Source organism: Simplicispira piscis (genome assembly GCF_054783455.1).
Genome location: NZ_BAAGQN010000009.1, coordinates 1 through 22,757, shown reverse-complemented (window position 1 = coordinate 22,757; position 22,757 = coordinate 1). Strand labels below are relative to the sequence as shown.

General features: G+C 59.9%; 26 protein-coding genes and 3 pseudogenes. 7 read left to right on the top strand and 22 right to left on the bottom strand.

What is annotated here, in order from left to right:
- Positions 1-69: 69 nt before the first annotated feature.
- Positions 70-435 (top strand): annotated as a pseudogene (locus ACYVOC_RS06190) (chromate resistance protein ChrB domain-containing protein); the annotation flags it as partial.
- Positions 436-477: 42 nt separating this feature from the next.
- Here ACYVOC_RS06190 and ACYVOC_RS06185 read toward each other — a convergent pair.
- On the bottom strand, positions 478-1,533 hold the full coding sequence (locus ACYVOC_RS06185) for a DMT family transporter (protein WP_116005291.1): 1,056 nt from the start codon (positions 1,531-1,533) through the stop codon (positions 478-480).
- Between the two features lie 315 nt (positions 1,534-1,848).
- Here ACYVOC_RS06185 and ACYVOC_RS06180 point away from each other — a divergent pair, with 315 nt between their 5' ends.
- A complete protein-coding gene (locus ACYVOC_RS06180) occupies positions 1,849-2,247 on the top strand; it encodes a MerR family DNA-binding protein (RefSeq protein WP_116005292.1) in 399 nt (132 codons plus the stop codon).
- The gene (locus ACYVOC_RS06175) at positions 2,244-3,194 is read left to right on the top strand and encodes an arsenic resistance protein (RefSeq protein ID WP_116006190.1); all 951 of its coding nucleotides are present in this window, start codon (positions 2,244-2,246) and stop codon (positions 3,192-3,194) included. Before ACYVOC_RS06180 ends, ACYVOC_RS06175 begins: the two co-directional genes overlap by 4 nt.
- Before the next feature lie 151 nt (positions 3,195-3,345).
- Here the strand turns inward: ACYVOC_RS06175 and ACYVOC_RS06170 are convergent, their stop codons facing one another.
- Genes ACYVOC_RS06170 through merT form a run of 3 tightly spaced genes read right to left on the bottom strand, consistent with a single transcriptional unit; the run spans position 3,346 to position 4,231 of the window.
- Positions 3,346-3,573 (bottom strand): GDCCVxC domain-containing (seleno)protein, encoded by a 228-nt coding sequence (locus ACYVOC_RS06170; RefSeq protein WP_116005293.1) that lies wholly within the window; start codon positions 3,571-3,573, stop codon positions 3,346-3,348.
- Positions 3,570-3,854, bottom strand: a complete 285-nt coding sequence (gene merP, locus ACYVOC_RS06165) for a mercury resistance system periplasmic binding protein MerP (RefSeq protein ID WP_116005294.1) — start codon at positions 3,852-3,854, stop codon at positions 3,570-3,572. The genes ACYVOC_RS06170 and merP overlap by 4 nt, the downstream gene beginning before the upstream one ends.
- Before the next feature lie 14 nt (positions 3,855-3,868).
- Positions 3,869-4,231, bottom strand: coding sequence for a mercuric ion transporter MerT (merT, locus tag ACYVOC_RS06160; RefSeq protein WP_116005295.1), 363 nt, complete (start codon positions 4,229-4,231; stop codon positions 3,869-3,871).
- Between the two features lie 42 nt (positions 4,232-4,273).
- On the opposite strand from merT, the gene ACYVOC_RS06155 reads away from it, so the two are divergent.
- Positions 4,274-4,705 (top strand): MerR family transcriptional regulator, encoded by a 432-nt coding sequence (locus tag ACYVOC_RS06155; protein ID WP_116005296.1) that lies wholly within the window; start codon positions 4,274-4,276, stop codon positions 4,703-4,705.
- Here ACYVOC_RS06155 and ACYVOC_RS06150 read toward each other — a convergent pair.
- From ACYVOC_RS06150 to ACYVOC_RS06120, 7 genes and pseudogenes are all read right to left on the bottom strand, one after another.
- Positions 4,702-4,818: pseudogene (locus tag ACYVOC_RS06150) on the bottom strand (transposase domain-containing protein); the annotation flags it as partial. The gene ACYVOC_RS06155 and the pseudogene ACYVOC_RS06150 overlap by 4 nt on opposite strands.
- A gap of 470 nt (positions 4,819-5,288) precedes the next feature.
- A complete protein-coding gene (locus ACYVOC_RS06145; protein WP_116005297.1) occupies positions 5,289-8,420 on the bottom strand; it encodes an efflux RND transporter permease subunit in 3,132 nt (1,043 codons plus the stop codon).
- Between the two features lie 15 nt (positions 8,421-8,435).
- Positions 8,436-10,040 carry an efflux RND transporter periplasmic adaptor subunit gene (locus ACYVOC_RS06140; protein WP_116005298.1) on the bottom strand — a complete coding sequence of 535 codons (1,605 nt, stop codon included), beginning with the start codon at positions 10,038-10,040 and terminating at the stop codon, positions 8,436-8,438.
- Positions 10,037-11,311, bottom strand: a complete 1,275-nt coding sequence (locus ACYVOC_RS06135; protein ID WP_116005299.1) for a TolC family protein — start codon at positions 11,309-11,311, stop codon at positions 10,037-10,039. The genes ACYVOC_RS06140 and ACYVOC_RS06135 overlap by 4 nt, the downstream gene beginning before the upstream one ends.
- A complete protein-coding gene (locus ACYVOC_RS06130) occupies positions 11,311-11,556 on the bottom strand; it encodes a DUF2789 family protein (RefSeq protein ID WP_116006191.1) in 246 nt (81 codons plus the stop codon). The genes ACYVOC_RS06135 and ACYVOC_RS06130 overlap by 1 nt, the downstream gene beginning before the upstream one ends.
- 264 nt (positions 11,557-11,820) lie before the next feature.
- A complete protein-coding gene (locus tag ACYVOC_RS06125; protein ID WP_116006192.1) occupies positions 11,821-12,324 on the bottom strand; it encodes an SRPBCC family protein in 504 nt (167 codons plus the stop codon).
- 1 nt (position 12,325) lies between these two features.
- Positions 12,326-14,830: a copper-transporting P-type ATPase gene (locus ACYVOC_RS06120; RefSeq protein WP_165829134.1), complete on the bottom strand. Its 2,505-nt coding sequence runs from the start codon at positions 14,828-14,830 to the stop codon at positions 12,326-12,328.
- A 217-nt stretch (positions 14,831-15,047) separates the two neighbouring features.
- Here ACYVOC_RS06120 and ACYVOC_RS06115 point away from each other — a divergent pair, with 217 nt between their 5' ends.
- A complete protein-coding gene (locus ACYVOC_RS06115; protein WP_116005300.1) occupies positions 15,048-15,350 on the top strand; it encodes a hypothetical protein in 303 nt (100 codons plus the stop codon).
- Between the two features lie 94 nt (positions 15,351-15,444).
- Here ACYVOC_RS06115 and ACYVOC_RS06110 read toward each other — a convergent pair whose 3' ends face one another.
- The 9 genes from ACYVOC_RS06110 to ACYVOC_RS06070 all read right to left on the bottom strand — a co-directional run bounded on the left by ACYVOC_RS06110 (position 15,445) and on the right by ACYVOC_RS06070 (position 19,452).
- On the bottom strand, positions 15,445-15,951 hold the full coding sequence (locus tag ACYVOC_RS06110; RefSeq protein WP_233521177.1) for a c-type cytochrome: 507 nt from the start codon (positions 15,949-15,951) through the stop codon (positions 15,445-15,447).
- Position 15,952: 1 nt separating this feature from the next.
- Complete coding sequence (locus ACYVOC_RS06105; protein ID WP_116005301.1) at positions 15,953-16,231, bottom strand: heavy-metal-associated domain-containing protein; 279 nt, start codon at positions 16,229-16,231, stop codon at positions 15,953-15,955.
- A gap of 42 nt (positions 16,232-16,273) precedes the next feature.
- The gene (locus ACYVOC_RS06100) at positions 16,274-16,906 is read right to left on the bottom strand and encodes a methyltransferase family protein (protein ID WP_116005302.1); all 633 of its coding nucleotides are present in this window, start codon (positions 16,904-16,906) and stop codon (positions 16,274-16,276) included.
- A gap of 5 nt (positions 16,907-16,911) precedes the next feature.
- Entirely contained in the window at positions 16,912-17,238 is a 327-nt protein-coding gene (locus ACYVOC_RS06095; RefSeq protein ID WP_116005303.1) for a DUF2933 domain-containing protein, read from the bottom strand.
- A gap of 9 nt (positions 17,239-17,247) precedes the next feature.
- Positions 17,248-17,712 carry an EMC3/TMCO1 family protein gene (locus ACYVOC_RS06090; protein ID WP_116005304.1) on the bottom strand — a complete coding sequence of 155 codons (465 nt, stop codon included), beginning with the start codon at positions 17,710-17,712 and terminating at the stop codon, positions 17,248-17,250.
- An 86-nt stretch (positions 17,713-17,798) separates the two neighbouring features.
- Entirely contained in the window at positions 17,799-18,146 is a 348-nt protein-coding gene (locus ACYVOC_RS06085; protein WP_116005305.1) for a copper-binding protein, read from the bottom strand.
- Positions 18,143-18,604, bottom strand: coding sequence for a DUF411 domain-containing protein (locus tag ACYVOC_RS06080; protein WP_116005306.1), 462 nt, complete (start codon positions 18,602-18,604; stop codon positions 18,143-18,145). The genes ACYVOC_RS06085 and ACYVOC_RS06080 overlap by 4 nt, the downstream gene beginning before the upstream one ends.
- Positions 18,605-18,660: 56 nt before the next feature.
- Positions 18,661-19,155 carry a cupredoxin domain-containing protein gene (locus tag ACYVOC_RS06075; protein ID WP_116005307.1) on the bottom strand — a complete coding sequence of 165 codons (495 nt, stop codon included), beginning with the start codon at positions 19,153-19,155 and terminating at the stop codon, positions 18,661-18,663.
- Positions 19,156-19,182: 27 nt separating this feature from the next.
- Positions 19,183-19,452 (bottom strand): hypothetical protein, encoded by a 270-nt coding sequence (locus ACYVOC_RS06070; RefSeq protein WP_461161198.1) that lies wholly within the window; start codon positions 19,450-19,452, stop codon positions 19,183-19,185.
- Between the two features lie 168 nt (positions 19,453-19,620).
- Between ACYVOC_RS06070 and ACYVOC_RS06065 the strand changes: the two genes are divergently transcribed.
- Together ACYVOC_RS06065 and ACYVOC_RS06060 are read left to right on the top strand one after the other, a co-directional pair.
- Positions 19,621-20,304: a heavy metal response regulator transcription factor gene (locus ACYVOC_RS06065; protein WP_116005308.1), complete on the top strand. Its 684-nt coding sequence runs from the start codon at positions 19,621-19,623 to the stop codon at positions 20,302-20,304.
- Complete coding sequence (locus tag ACYVOC_RS06060; RefSeq protein ID WP_116005309.1) at positions 20,305-21,696, top strand: heavy metal sensor histidine kinase; 1,392 nt, start codon at positions 20,305-20,307, stop codon at positions 21,694-21,696. It abuts the gene before it with no gap.
- 83 nt (positions 21,697-21,779) lie between these two features.
- Here the strand turns inward: ACYVOC_RS06060 and fliE are convergent, their stop codons facing one another.
- Complete coding sequence (gene fliE, locus ACYVOC_RS06055) at positions 21,780-22,088, bottom strand: flagellar hook-basal body complex protein FliE (RefSeq protein ID WP_116005310.1); 309 nt, start codon at positions 22,086-22,088, stop codon at positions 21,780-21,782.
- 257 nt (positions 22,089-22,345) lie between these two features.
- Positions 22,346-22,757 (bottom strand): annotated as a pseudogene (locus ACYVOC_RS06050) (type II restriction endonuclease); the annotation flags it as partial.

Sequence of the window (22,757 nt, the reverse complement as noted above, 5' to 3'; positions counted from 1 at the left end):
CAACACCACCCCCGCGCCAGTGCTGGGTTTGCGTACCGCCAGTTATTGCACTGAAAACGAGGGGACCCCTATGTGCCCGCAGCGTCCGTGCTTCAGGTGGCACAGGACACGGGAGCTATCCCCTACGACGTGCCCGGCGTCGAATTGACCCACGACGGCGATCTGCGCAGCTTTGACGCCTTTCTCAGGAAGTACGAACTCACCGATCCCGCCTTGCAGCAACTGGCCTTGATCGTGCGGGGCGCCGACACCTCCAGACTGGACCTGGCGCCGCAATCGGCGGGCCTTTATGCGCTGTCGCTCGGTTTGTCCAAGACCTTCAGCGATGACCATGAGATGCTCGGGCATGGCATGGTGATGTACGACGCGCTCTATGCGTGGTGCCAATCCTGCCAGGCAGAAACCCATAACTGGCCTCCGAGCTTGGCAGCATGACATCAGAGTGCCTTGGCGGCTTTTTCGATTCCGCTGAGTGAGTCAATGCCTGTGCTGATGGTGGACATCAGGCGCATGAGGATGGGCATGGGTAACCGGCTCGTGGAAATGCACGTGGCTGTGGCTCCCTGTGGGTATCACGTCATGCGAGTGCGAATGGTGTCCGTCGTCATGGCGGTGGGCGTGCTCATGCTCCATCGGCTCATGCGTATGTTCATGCCCGTGGCTCTCGGCCAAATGCAGCAGCACACCCGCGAGCATCAGAAGCCCACCGAGCAGCATCAGCCATCCCGCAGGCCGTTCGCCGAAGCCGAACGCTACAGCCGCACCAATGAAAGGAGCAAAGGCGAACACGGAGCCAGTCCGCGCTGCACCAAAAGCCCGCTGAGCCAGAAGGTAGAACCTAAGACTCAGGCCATACCCCGTGGTACCCACAGCAAAAAGCCCAAGAGCTGCCGTCAGGGAGGGAAAAGGCTCTCCCGACACCATGGCAAGACATGCTGTCGCAGCGGCTCCCAGTGACGCCTTGGCCATCACGATCTGGCTGGGATCGCGTTCGGCCAGTCCTCGGGACAAGGTGTTGTCCACGCCCCAGGCTACCGTCGCCAGCAGCACGGCAAGCAGGCCTAGAATCTGCGTGCTGCCCTGCAGGCCCTGGTCCATAACCAAAGCCATGCCCCCAGCCAGCAAAAGAAGCATGGCAGCCCACACACGGCGGTCCATGGTCTCGCTATACAACCACCACGCCAGCGTGGCGGTGAACAGTGCTTCTAGCGTGAGCATGAGCGACGCGCTGGCGCCGCTCGTGTGTTGCAGGCCCCAGGACAGGGCGACAGGCCCAAGGGCGGCGCCAAACCCCGCCATGGCGATGAGGCGCCAGGCATCGGATCTCTGCAACCTGGCCTCGTGGGCGGCGGTCCGCAGGGACAAGGCGCCAACGACAGCCGCCCCTGCATACAGCAGCGTGGCCGTCGTGAACGCTCCCAGCCCTGCACCCAGCCTCTGGACCATGGGGGTGCTGATGCCGAACAAGGCTGCGGCCAGCAAGGCCAGCAGGCCGCCTCGCAAAGCTGGCAGGGACAGAGATTCGCGCGCCATGGGTGCCTTATTTGACGGTGAACTGCACCGTGACGTTCTTCTTTCTATTGGTGGGCAGCACCGCGACAGCCTTCGTCCGGGGTGACTGCGAGCAGTCGGCGCATGATATGGGCAGCAGGCAATTGAGAACTGGTCGCAATGATAGCCGTAGTCTGCGGCGTACCCCAAGAAACCCACATCTGAGGGTTGGTGTATCTGGGCCGTGCAGCTACGGCGAGATTGTTGCCGCACACTCTTTTGCATGCGGCTTCCTTCCCGCGGATTCATGCAACCGGCAATGGTCACGGCCGTTCATGATCAACAGTCAAGCTGCTCATGTCTGCCCTTCGGTACTACGAAGAGGTGGGATTGATACCACCAGCCCTGCGCCGCGAGAGCGGCCACCGTGTCTATCCAGAGTCGGTGCTGGACGTGTTGATCCTCATCCGGCACTGCCGTGACCTGGGTTTCTCGATTGAAGAAACCCGTGAGCTGGTCGCGCTTTCCACCAACGGCGAGCGCGACTGTGTTGAGGTACGCGCCATTGCCCAGACGCACCTGACTGCTGTGCGGGCCAAGATGGCGGAGTTGCGCCGTCTGGATCGCACCCTGTCGAGCTATGTGCGCGCTTGCAGCGAAGGCTGTGCGGGTGGCCCTGCGCCCAACTGCAACATCCTCACCGACCTTCGCCAAAGCGTACCTGCTGCGACCGATTCTTCGGGATGCTGCTCGTGAGCCGATTGACGCTGGAGCGCTATCAGGTATGGGCTTATCTGATCGCCATCGGGTTCGGTCTTGCGGTGGGCACGGCGTGGCCAAATATCGGCCCAGCCATGGAAACGCTGTTGTGGCCCACCTTGGCGGCGTTGCTGTTTGCAACGTTCCTCCAAGTACCACTGCTGCATGTGCTAGATGCCCTGCGCGACCGGCGCTTTGCAATGGCTGTGCTGCTGGGCAACTTCATTGTGCTTCCACTGCTGGCGTGGGTATTGGTCGGAGTGTTCGACTTCGATCCCGTGGTGCGCCTGGGCGTGCTGCTGGTTCTGCTGGTGCCGTGTACCGACTGGTTCATCACCTTCAGCCAACTGGGCAAAGGGGACGTGCCACGAGCCATTGCCATCACACCGCTGAATCTGGTGTTGCAGTTGATCCTGCTGCCGCTCTATCTATGGCTGATGGCAGATGCGCAGAGCCCGGCCTCATGGGACTGGGCCACGCTGGCTCCCGCCGTGTTGATCGTGCTGGTTCCCTTGGCCGGGGCGGTGCTGGCTGAGCGCTGGATTGAAGCGCATCCAAAGGCCGAAGGGTCCAGAGACACGATGGCCTGGTGGCCGGTGCCGCTGCTCGCGCTGGTGGTGTTCTTGATCGCGGGCGCGCAGGTGGGCACCGTCGTGGAAACCATTGGTGAGCTGCAGAAGATGGTGCCAGTCTTCGTACTGTTCTTGGTGGCCGCCGCCTTGCTGGCCAAAGTTATTGCGCTTCAGTTGCGCCTGCCGATGGAGCAAGGGCGAACGCTTGCATTCAGCATGGGCACCCGTAATTCATTCGTGGTCCTGCCCTTGGCCTTGTTGCTCCCTACTGGCTGGGAGGTGGCTGCGGTGGTCATCGTCGTGCAGTCGCTGGTAGAGCTCTTTGGCATGGTGGCCTACGTTTGGGTGATTCACAGATACCTTTTTAGGTGAGCTGTCTCAGCTTCCAAACCGAAGCCTGCCGAGCGGCCGGTGTTGGACGCAATCCGGTAAGCCGCGCGGTCATCCCATATTTATTCGGAGCGCCGCACCACCTGAGCGACAAGGAAGGGACGGGGGCCGCCCCGACAGTGCGTGCGAACCTTCAGGTTTCGGGCCGGCAGCAAGTGGCTTGATCACCGGATTGGATCGGAGGGCACGGCACTGACCCGTACGAGCAGAACACACAACAATCGCCCGGTTTTGGACGAAGGACGGTGTGACACTCTTCGCACTCGTAGAACCATTGGCATGCGTCGGTTGGCATGGTTTCGTTCTTTGCATGTCCGCAGTCAGGACACGTCAGAACTGAGTTCAGGATCACATCTGTCATGGCTTATTTGGGGCAACAGTTGACGGGAATCCGGCTTCCGTAGTGGCCTTGGTCAGTGCGTCCACCTTGATTCTGGTGTCGTCAAAGACCACCGTGGTTTCTCGCTTGGCCAAGTTGGATTTCACATCAATGACTCCTTCTACCCGGGTCAGCGCTTTCTTGACTGTGATCGGGCAAGTAGCGCAATTCATGCCAGGTACCGAAAGGGTGACCATCTGTTGTGCAGCCCAGCCGGGTGACGCCAACACAAGCACAGCACTTGCCAGGATTGCTCGCTTCATTTCGTTTCCTTTCATCAATAGAACCAGTGGGCGATCAGGGGGAACGTTATTGCGGTCACCAACAGCAGGACCACCAGTGCAAACAACGTCTTGTAGGAACGCTTAACCACAGGCCTTTGGCAAACCTGTCCAGGTTTACAGGCAGCGACTGGGCGCCAAATTCGGCGGGCCGCAAAGAACAGCGCGACGATGGCCGAACCGATGAACAACGGCTGGTAAGGCTCCAGCAATGTCAATGTGCTGATCCAGGCGCCAGATACACCCAGCATAATCAGCACCAGGGGGCCAAGGCAGCAGGCAGACGCGAAGAGCGCAGACAGACCGCCAGCGATTAGTGCCTTGCCACCGCTAACTTGGTTGGGAGAATCAAGTGACATCGCATAAGCTTAGAACCGTACCCCAGTACGGAGTCAAGAACCATGTACAACAACCCTCTGGACGCCGACCCAGGCATGACCATCGGAGATCTGGCCAAGGCGGCCAGTGTCAACGTTGAAACCATTCGGTTCTACCAGCGCAAGGGGCTGATGCTAGAACCCGAACGGCCCTCGGGCAGCATTCGGCGCTACGGCAGGAACGATCAGTCTCGATTGCACTTCATCAAAGCCGCGAAGCGGTTGGGGTTCAGCTTGGACGAGACCGCGCAGCTGCTTCAACTTGAAGATGGGGAGAGTTGTGCTCACGCTCGTGTGAAGGCTGAGACCAAGCTCGTTGAAGTTCGACTCAAGCTTGCGGACTTGCAACGGATGGAAGCAGCACTTTCATCGTTGGTTCGTCTCTGCGGTTCGGCAAGGGGCAAAGTACGTTGTCCGCTGATCGCAGCAATGGAGGCGCAGTCGAGTCCTATCTAAATGCTTGAAGCCTTGGTGGGCTCACAGCGGTGCGGCAGCAGTTTGCCGACCTGGCTGGCGCGCTGCATCGGCAGGCGTGCCATCACATCGCACAGGTAGGCGTAAGGGTCAGCCACTGACGCGCCGGAGACCTGGCATTTGGCCACGATCTGAGCTTTGAGTACCGGGGAGTAATAGCGCCGCTTGGGGCGTTGGGCGATCGTGTCGTTCGCCATAGTGTGCATGATCTTCATCGTGCACACGATGCCTCGGCGCTGGGTCTATCTCAAGACGGGATTGCCGGACGCATACATTGCCAGTGCAAAAATGACTGATCATCATTTTTGCACTGTGTCGGCTACGGCGGAGGGCTGGTGGCATCAGGCAGTACATCCGCGAGCAGGAAAATGAAGATGAGAGGCTCGAACAGATGGGGCTTTGGAAGTGAGCCCGCCACCAATAAGGTGGCTCCAAAACTGAGAGGTCGCGTCAGCGACCGTATGTAGCCGCTTCGAGCGGCTCACAACTTAAAGCCCCCGGTTTTGCCGGGGGATAGTTACTTTCTTTCCATGTATCGAGGGCGCGCTCGGCCCATCAGGCAGCCTTATCTCGCCATTTTCGGCAGTCGCCACTGCTTGACTAGGCCGTAGATGGCCGGGATCACCGCCAGCGTGAGCACGGTCGAGGAAATCATCCCTCCCACCATCGGTGCAGCGATACGGCTCATCACTTCCGAGCCTGTTCCGGTCCCCCACAGGATGGGCAGCAGGCCCGCCATGATGGCGACCACCGTCATCATCTTGGGCCGCACCCGCTCGACCGCGCCTTCCATGATGGCTTCATAGAGGTCTGCCACGCCAGGCTGCTTGTTTTCAGCGCGGCGCTTGGCCTGGATTGCCTCCCAGGCATGGTCAAGATAGATCAACATGATCACCCCGGTCTCGGCGGCCACGCCCGCCAAGGCGATGAAGCCCACCGCGACGGCGACCGACATGTTGTAGCCCATCCACCACATGAGCCAGACCCCGCCGACCAGGGCAAACGGCACCGACAGCATGACGATCAGGGTTTCGGTCAGGCGCTTGAAGTTCAGGTACAGCAGCAGAAAGATGATGAGCAGGGTGACGGGAATGACCACTTTCATTTTTTGCACCGCACGTTCCATCGACTCGAACTGGCCACTCCAGGTCGCGTAGTAACCCGGTGGAAACTTGACCTGTTCGTTCACGGCTTTGCGCGCGTCTGCCACGTAGCTGCCGATGTCACGATCACGGATGTCCACGAAGATGTAGGCAGACAGAAGGGCATTTTCAGTGCGGATGCCCGGCGCGCCCTTTGCCACTTCGACCCGGGCCACCTGCCCCAGCGGCACCATCGCGCCGTCCATGGTGGGCACGAGCACTTCGCGGGCGATCTGCTGCGGGTCGGTGCGCAGTTCGCGCGGATAACGCACGGTGACACCAAAACGCTCACGGCCTTCAACGGTGGTGGTCACCATCTCGCCGCCCAGGGCCGTGCCGATGACGTCCTGCAGTTCCCCGACCCCCAGCCCGTAGCGCGCCAGCTGCGCCCGGTCGGGCTCGATGTTGAGGTAGAAGCCCCCGGTGATGCGCTCGGCGAACGCCGAAGTCGTTCCGGGCACCTGCTTGACCACAGTTTCAATCTCGCGCGCCAGGCGCTCCATCTCGCCCAGGTCCTTGCCGAAGACCTTGATGCCAATGGGCGTGCGGATACCCGTGGAGAGCATGTCGATGCGCGCCTTGATGGGCATGGTCCAGGCGTTGGACACGCCGGGGAATTGCAGCGCCTGGTCGAGCTCGGCGATCAGCTTGTCCATCGTCATGCCCGAGCGCCATTCTGATTCGGGCTTGAGATTGATGACGGTCTCGAACATCTCTGTCGGCGCCGGGTCCGTGGCAGTGTTGGCGCGGCCGGCCTTGCCGTACACAGAGGTCACTTCGGGAAAGCTCTTGATGATCTTGTTCTGCGTCTGCATCAGCTCGGCCGCCTTGGTGATGGACATGCCCGGCAGCGACGCGGGCATGTACAACAGCGTGCCTTCGTTGAGCGTAGGCATGAACTCGGATCCCAACTGGCTGGCGGGATAGAAAGAAACGCCGAGCACCACGAGTGAGGCAGCGATGGTCAACTTCTTCCAGCGCATTACAGCGGCAATGATGGGACGGTAGGTCCAGATCAGGAACCGGTTCACCGGATTACGGGACTCCGGCATGATCCGTCCCCGGATGAACAGCATCATCAGGACCGGCACCAGCGTCACGGACAGCAGCGCGGCCCCGGCCATCGCGAAGGTCTTGGTGTAGGCCAGTGGCGAGAACAGGCGCCCTTCCTGAGACTCCAGAGTAAACACTGGCAGAAAGGACACCGTGATGATGAGCAGCGAGAAGAACAGCGCCGGTCCCACTTCCTTGCAGGCGGCGATCATGGCCTCCACGCGCTCGGCGTTGGTGTGCTCCTCGGGCAGGCGTTCCACGTGCTTGTGCGCGTTCTCGATCATGACGATGGCCGCGTCCACCATGGCCCCAATGGCGATGGCGATGCCGCCCAGGCTCATCAGGTTGGAGTTCATGCCCAGCAATCGCATGGCGATGAAGGCGATCAGCACCCCCACGGGGAGCATCAGGATCGCCACCAGGGCCGAGCGCACGTGCATCAGGAAGACCACGCAGACCAGCGCGACGATGAGGCTTTCCTCCAGCAGCGTGCGCTTGAGCGTGTCGATGGCGCGGTGAATGAGGTCAGACCGGTCGTACACCGCCTCGATGGTGACGCCCTCTGGCAGTCCGCTCGACACCTCGGCGATCTTCTCCTTCAGGTTGTGGATCACCTCCAGCGCGTTCTGGCCGTAGCGCGCCATGGCAATGCCCGAGACCACTTCGCCCTCGCCGTTGAGCTCCGTCAGGCCCCGGCGCTCGTCCGGCGCCAGTTCCACCCGGGCAATGTCGCGGATCAGAACCGGCGTACCCTTTTCTGCCTTGACCACGAGGTTTTCGATGTCGGCCACGCCGCGCAGGTAGCCTTTGCCGCGCACCATGTATTCGGTCTCGGCCATCTCCACGAGACGTCCACCGACATCGCGATTCGACTCGCGCACTACCTGCGACACCTTGGCCAGGGGAATGCCGTAGGCGCGCAACTTCACCGGATCGACGGTGATCTGGTAGGTCTGCACGAACCCGCCGATCGACGCCACCTCGGCTACGCCATGGGCCTTGGTGAGCTGGTAGCGCAGGTACCAGTCCTGCAGCGTGCGCAGCTCGGCCAGCGTCTTGTCCTTGGCCAGCAGCGCGTACTGGTAGACCCAGCCCACGCCGGTCGCGTCCGGGCCGATTTGTGGCGTCACGCCCTTGGGCATGCGACCTGCCGCGAAGTTGAGGTATTCGAGCACGCGCGAGCGGGCCCAGTAGATGTCGGTGCCGTCCTCGAAGATGATGTAGACGAACGAGGCGCCGAAGAAGGAGAAGCCGCGCACCACCTTCGACTTGGGAACCGACAGCATGGAAGTGGTCAGCGGATAGGTGACCTGGTCCTCGACCACCTGAGGCGCCTGGCCCGGATACTCGGTATAGACGATGACCTGCACGTCCGACAGGTCGGGCAGCGCGTCGAGCGGTGTCTTGAGCACGGCATAGACGCCGCCGACAATGACGAACAGGGTCGCCAGCAGCACGAGGAAACGGTTTCTTCCCGACCAGTCGATGATCTTCGCAAGCATGGAGTCTCCCGAAAATCAGTTGTGTCCGGCGTGAGGGCTGGCCGCGGCCTTGCCCAGAGGCCGGGCCGCGGTGATCACCCATTCGCCCTGGCCGCGCTCGACGAACTCGAACGCCACCGCCGTGCCGGGCTTGAGCGCCTTCAGCAAGCCACTGTTCGCAACCTTGAACTCCATGGACATGGCTGGCCATTTGAGGCTGGGCACCGGTCCGTGCGCCAGGGTTGCCGTGGCGGATTTCGTATCGATATCTTCTACTGTGCCTTCGGCTTGGTGGCCCACGCCGGTGACGGCCTTGGTGCTTGCTGATCCTTCAGGGGCGGCTTGAGTACCGTGTCCTGTATGCCCCAGCCCGCCGATGGCGGCTTTGAGGTTGCTTTCCGCGTCGATGAGGAAATTGGCCGCTGTCACCACCAGCTCACCATCTCGCACCCCTTCAATGATCTCGATGCGGTCTTCGCTGCGAGCGCCGACCTTGACCTCGCGGGGCTCGAAACGCCCCTCCTTGAGTTGCACCAGAACGATCTGCCGTGTTCCGCTGTCGATCACCGCCGACGTCGGTACCGTCAGCACGGCCCCCTTGGAGGCGGCGGGAAGCTCCACCTGGGCGAACATCCCCGGCTTGAGCAACCCACCTGCATTGGTCAATTCAACCCGCACGGGCACGGTGCGAGTTTCAGCCGTGAGCGTTGGATAGACGTAGGTGATGGAACCGGTGAACACCTTGTCCGGGTAGGCGTTGATGCGAACCGTGGCTTTTGTCCCTGTTTTGACCAAGCCGATGTCCTGCTCGAACACATCAGCTATCACCCACACTGAAGACAGGTTGGTGACCTGGTAGAGCGCATCGCCTGGCATGAAACGCATGCCTTGTACCGCCTTTTTCTCGGTCACGATGCCTGCCACCGGCGATCGAAACGTGAGGGTGCGGCGCGCCGTGTCCGACTGAGTCAGCGCCTTCACTTGCTCGTCCGAAATGTCCCAGTTGCGCAGGCGCGTCAGGCCCGATTCGGCGAGTTCTCGCATTCCTTTCTGTGTTTCCTCGCTGGCGCCCTTCAAGGCGTCGAGCCCTTGGGCGGCAATCGCATATTCGCGTTGCGCCGACACCAGTTCCGGGCTGTAGACCTCGAACAAGGGCTGACCTTTGCCAACGACCTGGCCGGTGGCGTTGACATGCAGGCGTTCGACGTAGCCCTCGAACTTAGGGGTGATGGCGTAGGTCAGGCGCTCGTCGGGTTCGATACGGCCTGCAGCGCGCACCATCTTGTCCAGGCTGCGCAAGCTGACCGCCTCAACGCGCACCCCGAGTTTCTGAACCTTGTCGGTGCTGATCTTGATCTGGTTGGCGCTTGCGGCGTCCGGCTCCTGCTCGCCTTCGTAGACAGGGATGTAGTCCATTCCCATCGGGTCCTTCTTGGGCGTGGGGGACGTATCGGGCAAACCCATCGGATTGCGGTAATAAAGGACCTTGCGCTCCTTTTTTTCGCTTGCCGAAGCAACAGTTGATGCCGCCTGCACGGATCCATGTGCAGCAGACTGGCGTTGTCCGTACCAATAGCCGCCCCCCGCAGCCAGTGCCGTGGCTGCCAGCACGAGCGCGCTCATCCCGATTTTTGTTGTCATAGTTCTTCTCCCACGATGCGCTCGATGTCTGCCAGGCGCATCTGGGCCGCCACTCCTGCTTTGACTTGATTAAGTTTTGCTTGCCGTATCTGCCTTTGCGCATCCAGCAAAGTGGCGAAATCCACCTTGCCCGATTCGTAGCCTGCCAATGCCGACCGGAACGTCAGCTCCGACTGGGGCAGCAGGCTGTCCGTCGTCAACGCCAGCGTACGGCGAGCCGCCTCCAGGCCTGCGGTGTTTTCGTACAGATCGGCGAGCACCTGGTTCGTGGCGACTTCGCGGCGGGAGCGCGCTGCTTCCAGCATGGCGTGTGCCTCACGCTCCTGTGCACGGCGGGTGTCCTGCTGCAAGGGGATGGTGACCTCGATCATCAGCTCCCATTCCCGTATCGACTTGCCGTACTGGATGGGTGACACCCCCACCGCAAAGTCCGGATAGCGGTTCTTGTAGGTGAGTTCACGATTCTTTTCTGCAGCCTGGATTTGTGACTCCTCGGTTCTCAGCAGCGGATTGCTGGACCGTGCACGCTGCTCCAGGACATCAAATCGCATGGTCTCAGGCGCCGGAAGTGTGCGAATGCTCTCTGGCGTAGCCAGCATCTCGCTGGCAGGGCGCCCCACGAGCGCTTTCAGCTTGGCCTGCAACTGACTTCGCTCTGCTTCGAGTGCAATCAATTCGTTGCGCATGGTGGTTTGCTCCAGCTGCGCACGAATCACGTCCTGCTGCGCGGCCAGGCCACTGGCGTAGCGCACCTGGGCGACTTTCTCAAGCCGGGCCATCAGGTCCAGGATTTCGCGGGTCAGCCGCTCGCTCTGATCCAGGTAGTAGAGCTGGGCGTAGGCTGCCTTGATCTTGCTGGCCAGCTCGTTCCAGCTGCCCGCCACGCGCCCCTGGGCAGCCTCGGCCTGCAAGGCGGCGGCCGCGCGCTTGAGGTCCCGCTTGCCAAACCACGGCAGCTCCTGCGTGAAGATGTAGCGCGTGCTGCCCACACGCCCGGGCAGCAGCGAGGCATTGCGCTCGCCCATGCGGGTGAGGTCGCGCAACTCCATGCTGAACCGCGGGTCGGGCAGGGCGCCGGCGGGCAGTATGCGCTCGGCAGCGGCATCGGCCTCGTACTGCATGCTGGCAAATTCTGGATTACCCTCCCGCGCCGCATTCAAAAGCCCCTCCAGATGGGCGCCAAGGCGCCCCTCTTGACTGAAACTTGCCTGGGTAAATACGAGTGCCAACAATGCTGCGCCGACGGACCGCCTCAACCTTATATTGGACATCACTTACCTTTCGATCCACGCAAGGCTGTATTCAACTGGTCAACGACCTCTGCCCAATCCGCATCCAGCAATATTTCATCCCGTAACAGGGCCGATTGGGCCTGACTCCAGAATGGTGCACTTTCTAGCCGGATGGATGGATGAAGCGGGCTGTGGCGCAGCAGGAAGTCCTGAATGCTCCGAGCGTCAGCGGCCAGCCCCAGTTGTTGAAATAATTCGGTGAACCGGTGGTAGGTTGAATCCATCGCGTTGATCCCCTCAGTGTTTTTCACGGTGTCAGCCGTGTTCTGCCGGCGCGCTTGATCCGCAGCGCCATCCCATACAGCCATTCTCGACAGGCCGGCCTGATAGAAGGATGAGCCTCAGATTACATTTGCGTAATCAAATCATTTTCTTGAGGCCGTCCATGGCACGCACAGAAGCACTGCTCGGAACGCGGTGATCTGCGCTTATCGAGATGACATGGCACCGCATCCACCCACATTGATTGAAGCCCTCGGTGTTGCAATTCACTTTTGAATCCGTCGTTTCAATGTGCGCTCGGCTTCTCGCACCATTTGCCGAACACACCAGTTGGCATAGAAACTGCCAAGAATCCGTCCAAGACCATGCTGCAGCCCGCGTGCGGGCAGGTCGAAGTCAATCCATACTCGCAGTTGCGTCCCCCTATCGGTCGGTTGCACCTCAAAACCCATGCGATAACGCCCGATCACCAACAAGCGTGGATCACCGAGGGTTTCCCAGACTTTTCGCTGCCCCTTGCGACGTTCAACAACGGCCTCTTCCAACGAGAACTCTAGGCCCCACATTCGGCCTGACATGCGGATCACGGACCCCACAGCCCGGCCTCCCCGAGCATCGGTTTGCGTGCGCATGGAGATGCCGCCCATGACGAAAGAGTGCCGCCCCATGTGTGCACCGAGATGGGTAGGATCATCCATGAACGCGAACACAGTCTCGGCTGGGGCGGCGATGATTGCCGTTGCTTCACTGTGCTTGCAGTAGGTGGACATCTCAACGGTCGCGACGCAGGCGCAGCGCATTGAAGATCACCGAGGCCGAACTCAGGCTCATGGCCAGCGCCGCAATCAGCGGAGACAGCAACCACCCGGTGAACGGGTACAGCACGCCTGCCGCAATCGGTACCCCGAGGCCGTTGTAGAGGAAGGCGAAGAGCAGGTTCTGGCGCATGTTCCGGACGGTGTTGATGGAGATGTCGCGCGCCGCAGTGATGCCGCGCAAATCTCCTTTCACCAGCGTGACCTGGCCGCTGTTCATGGCTACATCGGTCCCCGTGCCCATGGCCACACCGACGTCGGCCTTTGCCAACGCCGGCGCATCGTTGATGCCATCGCCGGCCATGGCAACAATGTGGCCTTCTTTCTGGAGCCGCTCAACAAGCGCGAGCTTGTCTGCGGGCTTGACTTCGCCATGCACCTCGTCGATGCCCAGTTTTGCACCCACAGCCTTGGCCGTGGTCAGGCCATCGCCAGTTGCCATCACGATGCGCAAGCCGCTGGCGTGCAAATTTTGAATAGCTTCCCGCGTGGTGGCTTTGATGGGGTCGGTAACGGCCAGAATGCCAGCCAGTTGCCTGTCCACGGCCAGATGCATCACGCTGGCGCCTTCACTGCGCAGACGCTCGCCATCAACCTTGAGCGCATCAGTGGCCACGCCTTCTAGCTGCATCAAGGCGGTGTTGCCCAGCACCAGATGCTTCCCGTCGATCATGCCGCGCACGCCGATGCCGCTGCCGGACTCGAAATCAACGGGTTTGACTAGTTCAAGATCTTTGTCGCGTGCGGCGCTGACGATGGCCTCTGCCAAAGGATGCTCGCTGCCTTGGTCCAAACTGGCCGCAAGGCGCAGTACTTCGTCCCCTGTAAAGCCAGGTGCGGCAACTGCGGTGTCGAAAGCGGGCTTACCTTCGGTCAAGGTTCCGGTCTTGTCCACTATCAGCGTGTCCACCTCGCGCATTTTCTCGATGGCGCCAGCATCGCGGAATAGCACTCCCTGTGTCGCGGCACGCCCTGTGGCCACCATCACCGACATCGGCGTGGCCAGCCCCAGCGCACAAGGGCACGCGATGATCAGCACCGCCACTGCGTTAATCAAACCAAACACCCAGCTAGGTTCTGGACCAAACAAACCCCAGACAAAGAAGGTGGCAATGGCGATGAGCACCACCACGACCACAAATTTGCCTGCCACCACGTCCGCCATGCGCTGCATGGGCGCCTTCGAGCGCTGGGCATTGGCCACCATCTGAACAATCTGCGACAGCATCGTGGCAGCACCGACTTTCTCGGAGCGCATCACCAAGGCACCACTGGTGTTCATCGTGGCGCCAATCACATTGTCACCAGGGCGCTTGGTCACCGGCACAGGCTCACCGGTCAGCATGGATTCATCGACTGCACTGCTGCCTTCAGTCACAATGCCGTCGACCGGCACTTTCTCGCCGGGGCGGATGCGCAGCAGGTCTCCGACGTGTACATGGTTCAGAGGTACGTCTTCTTCGCTCCCATCCGCATTGATGCGACGTGCCGTCTTGGGTGCCAATCCGAGTAGCGCCTTGATGGCCGCAGAAGTTTGCGAACGGGCCTTCAACTCGATGATCTGGCCCAACATAGTCAGCGAGATGATGACCACTGTCGCCTCGTAGTAGACCGCCACACGCCCCAGGGAGATGAACGAATCGGGGAAAACGCCCGGCGCCACGGTGGCCACGAGGCTGTAGAGAAAGGCTGCGCCCGTTCCCAGAGCGATCAAGGTCCACATGTTGGGGCTGCGATGGACAACGGACTGCCAACCGCGTACGAAGAAGGGCCAGCCCGTCCAGAACACGACAGGTAAGGACAGCACCAGTTCAACCCAGGTTTGCACTTTCATGTCAAACCATCCGAGGCGGTGGCCGAACATCGCCAGAATGGTCACGACGACCGTCAGCGGCAGCGTCCACCAGAAGCGCTGCTGGAAGTCCAGCAGCTCATGGTTGTCTTCCTCATCCAGCGGAATGATGGGCTCAAGCGTCATGCCGCACTTGGGACAAGTGCCAGGGTGGTCCTGACGCACCTCGGGGTGCATGGGACAGGTGTAGATCGTGTCGCTTGCCTCTGGCTGCGTGGTACCTGGTGCATTCGTAGGCACAGGCACAGGCACCGCAGCGTGCATGGAATGGCCGCGATGGTCATGCGGGTGCCCATGGGACACCTCGCCCTCGGGCACCAGGTGCATCTGGCACTTTGGACAGCGGCCCGGGTGATCTTGCCGCACCTCGGGGTGCATGGGGCAGGTGTAGATCGTGCCGCCCGACTCCGGCTGTGTGGTGCGTGGTGCGTTCGCAGGTACAGGCACCGCAGTGTGTATGGAATGGCTGCGATGGTCATGCGGGGGGCTATGGGACACCTCGCCCTCGGGTACCAGATGCATCTGGCACTTTGGACAGCGCCCCGGGTGGTCTTGGCGCACCTCGGGGTGCATGGGGCAGGTGTAAACAATGGGGGTGTTCGCTTGCATGGTGGATGGCTCCTGACTTAATTTCATGATGAACCCTGTCAAGGTGGCAAAGTCAAGTCGGACGGTGCGCATCCACCAAATGGAATGCACAGGGTTCGAAATGAACAAAACGTAATGTGGTGGTCAGCGTCCTGTTGGTGGCGGCTTCTTACAGTTAACTCGTGCTCTTCGCACAGGCAAAAAATCCAGTTTCACTTTTCATTGCAAGGACTTCAAAATGACCACCAAAACCGTAAAGCTCTCTCTCGCCATTGCCTTTGTCACTTTGTCTGGCTTGTCTCAGGCCACTTCCGCCTGGCACCAAGGGAATGGCGATGTTGTTCATGTCACGCCTGAGCACATCGGCCAGAACACGGCCAAGAGTCCAGTAGATCCCAACGTTCATGCCAAGATGCTGCACGGAGATACGCCGACACCTCAAATCGTGGAGAAGACCAATACGGGTGCTCAAACCAGCCCATCTCGCCAGCAGGTGCTGGATGACAAGAACGCACAGCTGAAGAACCTCTACATCAACTAATCGCTTCATTTCCCCTTTCAGCCCGATGCTTGTGCATCGGGCCTTTCTTTTTCTGTCGACAGAAAAGTGCTTGCGTCCAGCCAGAGGGACTGGCTCAACGATCAAGCGACTTTTGGTACTGTGCGTTGGCCTGATCGTGCCGTGCCTGGGTTTCCTTGGGCCACTGTGCCTTGATCCATGACAGCACGGCAATGATTTCCGAATCGCTCAACACACCGTCGTAAATGGGCATGTTGGTCTGGTAGTCCGGCTGCTGGATCAACTTCGCCAGCCCATATTTGGTAATGGCGAAAAGTTGTGCGTCAGGGTGGTGCCAGGTGTGACCGCTCTCGTCATGCGGTGGGGCTGGAAGAAGGTCATCGGGGCCGCGCTCGCGCCAGTCTGGCTGGCCTTGGCCACGGGTTCCGTGGCAGGCGGCGCAATGCTGGGTGTAGATGCGGGCTCCCGCATTCACGACCTGCGGATCATCGGGGCGCAAACCATCGGGTGCCGACTGGCTCCGCGCACCCAGAACGTACATGCCTGCGGCCATCAGCAGAACCACCAGGAGTCCCCCCAAACCCAACCTCAACCGGCTTTTGCCCATGGTGATGTCGGGCATGTCAGCTTTTGCAACAGCAGCCGGAATTGACTGGCGCGGTGTACAGATGGGGTGCACCCGAATGCAAGATGCGGGCGGAGTATCCCGCTTCTTGCAGCGAGAGAATCAAGAGATCCCCATTAAGTGGGGCAAGGGAAGAGTCGGCCTTGACGTGCGCCGTGCCCGCCTTCAAATCGACTTCGACAGCACCTACTCCGGCAACGGCCCGCAAGGCTTGCGTTACACGCGCCGTGCACATGGAGCAAGTCATGCCTGCAATGACCAAATCAATGGAGGTCATGATTCACCTTGACAGTTGAAATATCCCCCAAGCTGCCTTTTGTCAGCCTAGCTTGGGTATGAAACGCGGTACACGGCTCGCGTACTCTTGCCAGACCTGACCGAATCGCACCGCGCTCTCACGCTCTTCAGTCAATGCCAAGCGGCCGTACATGACCAAGAGGACAGGAAACATCAGCAACGTGAGGATGGTCGGCCATTGCAACAGGAAACCGAACATGATCAGTACGAACCCGATGTACTGCGGGTGACGCACCCGGGCGTAGAGGCCCGACTGTGCCAGTTGGCCTTGGCGCTGGGCTGCATAAAGTGTCGGCCATGCTTCGGCCAGGATCCAGAATCCTCCACCGATAAACAGGTAGCTGAGAATGTGGAACGGACCAAAATGAGGATCGCCGCCCCAGCCAAATAACAGCTCCAAAAGATGCCCGGCGTCATGACTCAAAAAGTCCACACCAGGGAATTTTTGCCCCAACCACCCGGACATAAAGTAGATGGTCAGCGGAAAACCGTACATCTCGACAAACAGCGCAACGATAAACGCCGTGAACGCGCCAAAACTTCGCCAGTCGCGTGCGGTGGCCGGCTTAAAAAAGCTGAAGGCGAACATGGCGAAGATGGCGACGTTGATGGCCACCAGCAGCCACAGACCGTAAGAGGACCCAGAGTGGTTCATCGCTTTTAGCTCCTGCGCTGATCGTCGTTTTGCTGCGACGTCTCGGCATTCTTATCATTGACATGCCCGCCATGCCCGCCATGCCCGCCATGCCCGCCATGCCCGCCATGCCCGCCATGCCCGCCATGCATGAAAACGTGCATCAACGGACAAAGCAACAAGATCGCGTAGGGCCACCATTGCGTCAGATGGGCGCGATGCTCGGTCCATAGAAAGTAGCCAGCAATAGCCCCGAACACCAGTAGCCCGATGGCATACCTAGAACGCCAAAAGCCCCCATCTTTCTGGGGGCTTTGTCCCGGTATCTGATGAGGGGCATGGTTGTGGTTCATGTTTACCCCTTACTTGGCCGCAGGCGCCATTGGCGACTGCATGCGATCCATCATCATCTGCATCATGGACTCCATCATGTCCATGCGCTTTTCCATCATTTGCTGGCGATCGGTCATGCCGCTCATGCCTTTACCGCCCTGCATTCCAGCCATCTTGGACATGCCACCCATCTGCTTCATCATGGCCATGCCGTCCTGCATCATCTTCATGTGCTCGGCTATCAGTGCCTGACGCTCTTCGGGCGTTTTGGCGGACATCATTTTTTCGTGCATCGCCTGCATGTCCTTCATGCGCTGGTCCATGGCAGCCATTTTTTCTGCACCCATGGATTGGCCCGGGGCCTTCTTGGCCGCTGCAGCGGGCGCCGCGCCTTCCGGATGGTGTTCCTTGTGCTCTTCGGTGCCTTGGGCGAGCGCGCCCAGCGATGCCGTTGCCACGCAGATGCCGATCAGGGTGTTGCGAATATGGATCATGGTTCTCTCCTGTCCTGGTTGAAGTTGCCGTGGCCATCCCCGGAGGGGTTGAGCGCGCGGCGATGGCACGCGAATGCAGCGTGTTCTTAGCGGATCGGCTGAATGTCGGTAACGATCAACTTGCCTCCCTCGCTCACCGCCATGAACTTGATCTTGTCGCCCGGTTTGACCGTAGCCAACAAGTCCTTGTCCCGGACCGTGAACACCATGGTCATGCCCGGCATGTCCAGATGCTTGATTTCGCCATGCTTGATCGTGACTTTGGAGGACTCCTGGTCCACTTTCCTGACCTCGCCTTCGGTCAGGGATGCGGCAGAGGCCGCAGACGCATGGTTATGGTCGTGTTCCGCAGTGGCCTGGGCGAAGCTGCCCACGGGCAGCAGCGAGCCCGCAGCGATGGCCGAGGCAACGAGAAAATGTGTAAAGAGGTTCATGCTTTTCCTTTGTACGATGTGAAGACTTGCGCCGAGCCGTCCTTCTGGATCAACAGCACCTGGTAGGCGTCCTGGCGCCCGCCGTAGGCTGGCCCATCCATGCCGGGCGAACCGATGGGCATGCCCGGAACGGCCAGACCAAGCGCCTTGGGCTTTTCCTTCAGAAGGCGCAGGATGTCGGCCACGGGCACATGGCCTTCGATGACATAGCCCTGCACCAATGCGGTATGGCAGGACGCGAATTTTTGTGCCACACCCAGCCGGGCACGCGCCGCGTCGTTCCCCTCGTCGGCCACGCTGGCGCGAAAGCCGCTCTGTTCCACGTGCGCGATCCAGTCTTTGCAGCAGCCGCAGTGGGGGTCCTTCCAGACCTGCAGGGCCGTCGCCCGGGGATTGGCCGCAGCAGGCAGGGAGGTCGCGCCAAGGGCCAGCATGCCCAGCAGGAACACGCGGCGCATGGGTCTTGAGGGTGAATTCATCTCTCGCATGGATGATTCCTTATTCTTGGAGTGCATTACTTCTGGGCCACCTTGATCAAGCCCTTCATGCCAGCCTCGTAGTGACCCGGCATCAGGCAGGCGAAGTTCGCAAACCCAGGCCTAGTGAATTGCCAAACGATCTCGCCTTGCTTTCCTGGTGCAAGCGTCACCTTTCCTGGTTCGTCGTGCTCCATGTCGGGGTACTTTTTCATCGCCTCCAGATGCTCCAGCAGGTCCTGCTCGGTGCCCAGGCTCAGCTCGTGCCTGACCTGGCCTTGGTTCTTGATGATGAAACGCACGGTGTCGTTCTTGTCGACCTGGATGGCGGAGGGCGTGAACCGCATGTCGTCACTCATGTTGACGGTGATCGTGTGGGTGACTTTCGCGGCCGTGCCGGGCCTGCCAAGCGCGGTTTCATTGGCGCCGTGACTGTGTTCGCCGGAATGGCTATCGCTGGCATGGGCGAAACCAGCGGCAGCACACAGCAGCAGCGCGATGATCTTGGGAGTTGTGTTGCTTGTGTTTTTCATTGGATTCATCCATCTAGGGTTAGCTTGTCAGTGGCCATGGTGCGAAGTGGGTTTACGCACCTGGACCTCGGTGGGGTTGCTGGACTCTTGGATTCGGCGCATGGACTGCCCAACCTCAGCCTTGAACCGGGCAGGCTCGGTCAAGGGTCCTTGGTACTCGTGGGCGACCTTACCTTCCGGATGCTCGAACCAGGCTGGGTCCATGTATTTACTAGGCTTTTGCTCTCGGCACACCTTCAACACACTGAACATGCCGCCCATCTCGACCGAGCCAAAGGGGCCTTTGCCAGACATCATGGGCACGGTGTTCTCGGGGATCCACAGTGAATCTCGGGTTTCATGGGTGAGATTCTTGAACGATATCCATGACATAAAGCTGTGCGCCACATTACATCTTTGTTATCTGCATGTCAGACGCCCCAAACCTCGTCAAACTATCACCACGCCAGCAAGTGGAGCACCGTCGTGAAGATATTGATTGTGGAAGATGAGCCCAAAGCGGGTGAATATCTGCGCCAAGGCCTGGGCGAGGCAGGATTCGTCGTGGACCTGGCCCATAACGGCAATGACGGCCTGCACCTTGCATTGCAGGGCACGTACGATTTGGTGATCCTGGATGTGATGCTTCCAGGGCTCAACGGCTGGCAGGTCCTGCAATCGATGCGCCAGCACGCCTTGCAGATGCCAGCCATGTTTCTCACCGCCCGCGACCAGGTCGAAGACCGCGTGAAGGGCCTAGAACTGGGCGCAGATGACTACCTGATCAAGCCTTTCTCGTTCGCCGAACTGCTGGCCCGTGTCCGCACCATCCTCCGGCGCGGGCGCAGCGGAACCGAGAGCACGACGCTGCGCGTGGCGGACCTGGAACTGGACTTGCTGCGGCGTCGCGTCACGCGCGCAGGCAAGCGCATTGACTTGACGGCCAAGGAGTTTGGCTTGCTGGAGCTTTTGATGCGGCGCAGCGGCGAAGTGCTGCCGCGCTCGTTGATTGCCTCACAGGTGTGGGACATGAACTTCGACAGCGACACCAATGTGATCGAGGTGGCCATGCGCCGCCTGCGCATCAAGATTGACGAAGGACAGGATGTCAAACTCATCCAGACCGTACGGGGCATGGGCTACGTACTGGAAGCACCCGAGGAACCGTAAGTGCTGCGCCATCTTTCGCTGACCAGTCGCCTGACGGCTTTTTTCACGATGGTGGCCGCAGCGGTCGTCCTCGGGTTGGGTTTCCTGTTCATGATCGCCACGGACCGCCATTTTCTGGAACTCGATCGCACCGCCTTAAGAGACAAAAAACTCCTGATTGACAACATTCTGGCCCGCGCGAATTCGCCGGAGGATGCACGCGGGCGCCTGAACGAAGCGCTGAGCCATCACCATGGCCTCTATGTCCTGGTCAAGGACGAAAAAGGCGCGGCGCTCTTTCAATCCGACGGTTTTAACCCGCCCGAGACGCCCGCTTCGCAACATTCTTCTCCCGACCGGCACACGCTTGACGTCTGGAGAGAGGGGGGAAGCGAGTTCCACTCCATCCACTATCAGGCGCGCATGGCGAATGCGGCCACAACGGTTCTTGAGGTTTCCATCGCCGTCGATACCGAACATCACACGCAGTTTCTGTCCGATTTGCGGCGCAGCCTGGCGATATATGCCGCCATCGCAACGCTGATCAGCGGCGTGCTGGGCTGGTTGGCGGCACACCAGGGGATGGCTCCTCTGCGCGCCATGAAGACCCGGGCAGCCGCAGTCACCGGGCAACAGCTGGAAGAGCGCATGCCCGTGGAAGCCGTTCCCATTGAAATGGCCGATCTGGCGCAAGAACTGAACCATATGCTGGACCGGCTGCAGGAAGACTTCCTGCGTCTGTCCGAGTTTTCATCGGATCTGGCTCATGAACTGCGCACACCCATCAGCAATCTGCTCACGCAAACCCAGGTCACCCTGTCTGCCAGACGTGACGCCGAAACCTATCGCGACATACTGGCCTCCAATGCCGAGGAGTTGCAGCGCCTGGCCCGCATGGTGTCGGACATGCTGTTTCTCGCCAAGACAGAACGCGGCGTTGATTTGCCCAGCAAGGAACGATTTTCCGCCGCGACGGAGGTCCGTGCACTGCTGGAATTTTATGAAGCAGTCGCAGAAGAAAAAAACATCAACCTGAGCACGCATGGAGACGGTGAAATTCAGGGCGATCGACTGATGTTCCGCCGCGCGTTGAGCAACCTGCTCTCCAATGCGCTGCGCCACACGCCGGAACGGGGAGAGGTTCAAGTTGCAGTGGCCAGGGAAGAGGGCGCCGTGAGAGTCTCCGTCGAAAATACCGGCAACGAAATCGACTCCAAAGATCTCCCTCGGTTGTTCGACCGCTTCTATCGTGCGGACCCTGCAAGAACACATCCTGGGTCCGATGGTTCCGGCTTGGGTCTTTCCATCACCAAAGCCATTGTTGAGGCGCATGGGGGCCATGTTTCGGCCCGTTCCGAGCAAGGAAAAACACGGTTCTCGCTGGCTTTTCCAGTCGAACCCAACGGGCATTAATGGGCCTGTCCCACCTGAGTCGGCGATTTTTCAGCAACGAGTGCACTCAGCGCCTGCATTTGTGTACTTCTCCTTACCGAGCATCAGACCTGGATGTTCATCACATCGGTGTAAGCCTGAACTAAACGGTTGCGGGTATGAAGCGTCGCTTGAAATGCAATGTTCGACTTGACTCCTGCAAACATCGTTTCTTCAAGACTGACAGTGGGGTTGCCTAAGGTGACCTCGCGGCTCAGGCGCCCAGATTCACTTTGCAATTGGCTCGTGGTCGTGAGTGCCTGCTTCATCACGTCCAAAAATCCACGGTCCTGAACTGTGGGTGCTTTGGACGGCAACGTTCCCGCCGGATTGACTGGCAGTAGTGCGCCGAGCGGGTTGGTGGTGATGTTCATGGTGTGTCCATTGTCGAACTGACTGGGGGTATGAGGGGTCTTTTTGCGGGGAGATCGAGAGCAGCGATCGATACGAAATAATAAGTGCCGCCAGCCCATCAAGAAGCCCTACGACGGGTGCGTCAGCCGTTCAATTGCGCAGCTATGGATGACAGCAACGTCATCTTGCCGACATAGCCGAGAGTGGCCGATACGCACAGTGGTGAACATCGACAAAGCATGAATATGGCGGGTTGCCACGCCGAAGGGAGCGTGGTTTACAGCCGTTGCGAAATCTCCAGCAGTGGTTTGATGCTGGAGCCAAAGCGGCTCATTGACGCGTGGTTCTGCTCCAGTTGGCTGTAGGGCAGATAACGGATCCCCAGCTCTGACACCCGGGAAAACGCGGGTCTTCGAAGTTGTTCCGCCACCTTGTCTCTGCGATTGTCTGGGGCTACCAAAAACAGCGCGCATTTGCCAGCAACCCGCGTGCCAAGGGCCAAATCAAGCATGCGAACGATCCCTGAGTAGATGGACGTGGTGTGCTCGACTTCAAATGCCGCAGCCACCTGCGAGGTCTGGGTATCAACCCAAACAACATCAATCAACCGCACCGACTCTAGACGGGGTCCCCTCGTTTTCAGTGCAATAACTGGCGGTACGCAAACCCAGCACTGGCGCGGGGGTGGT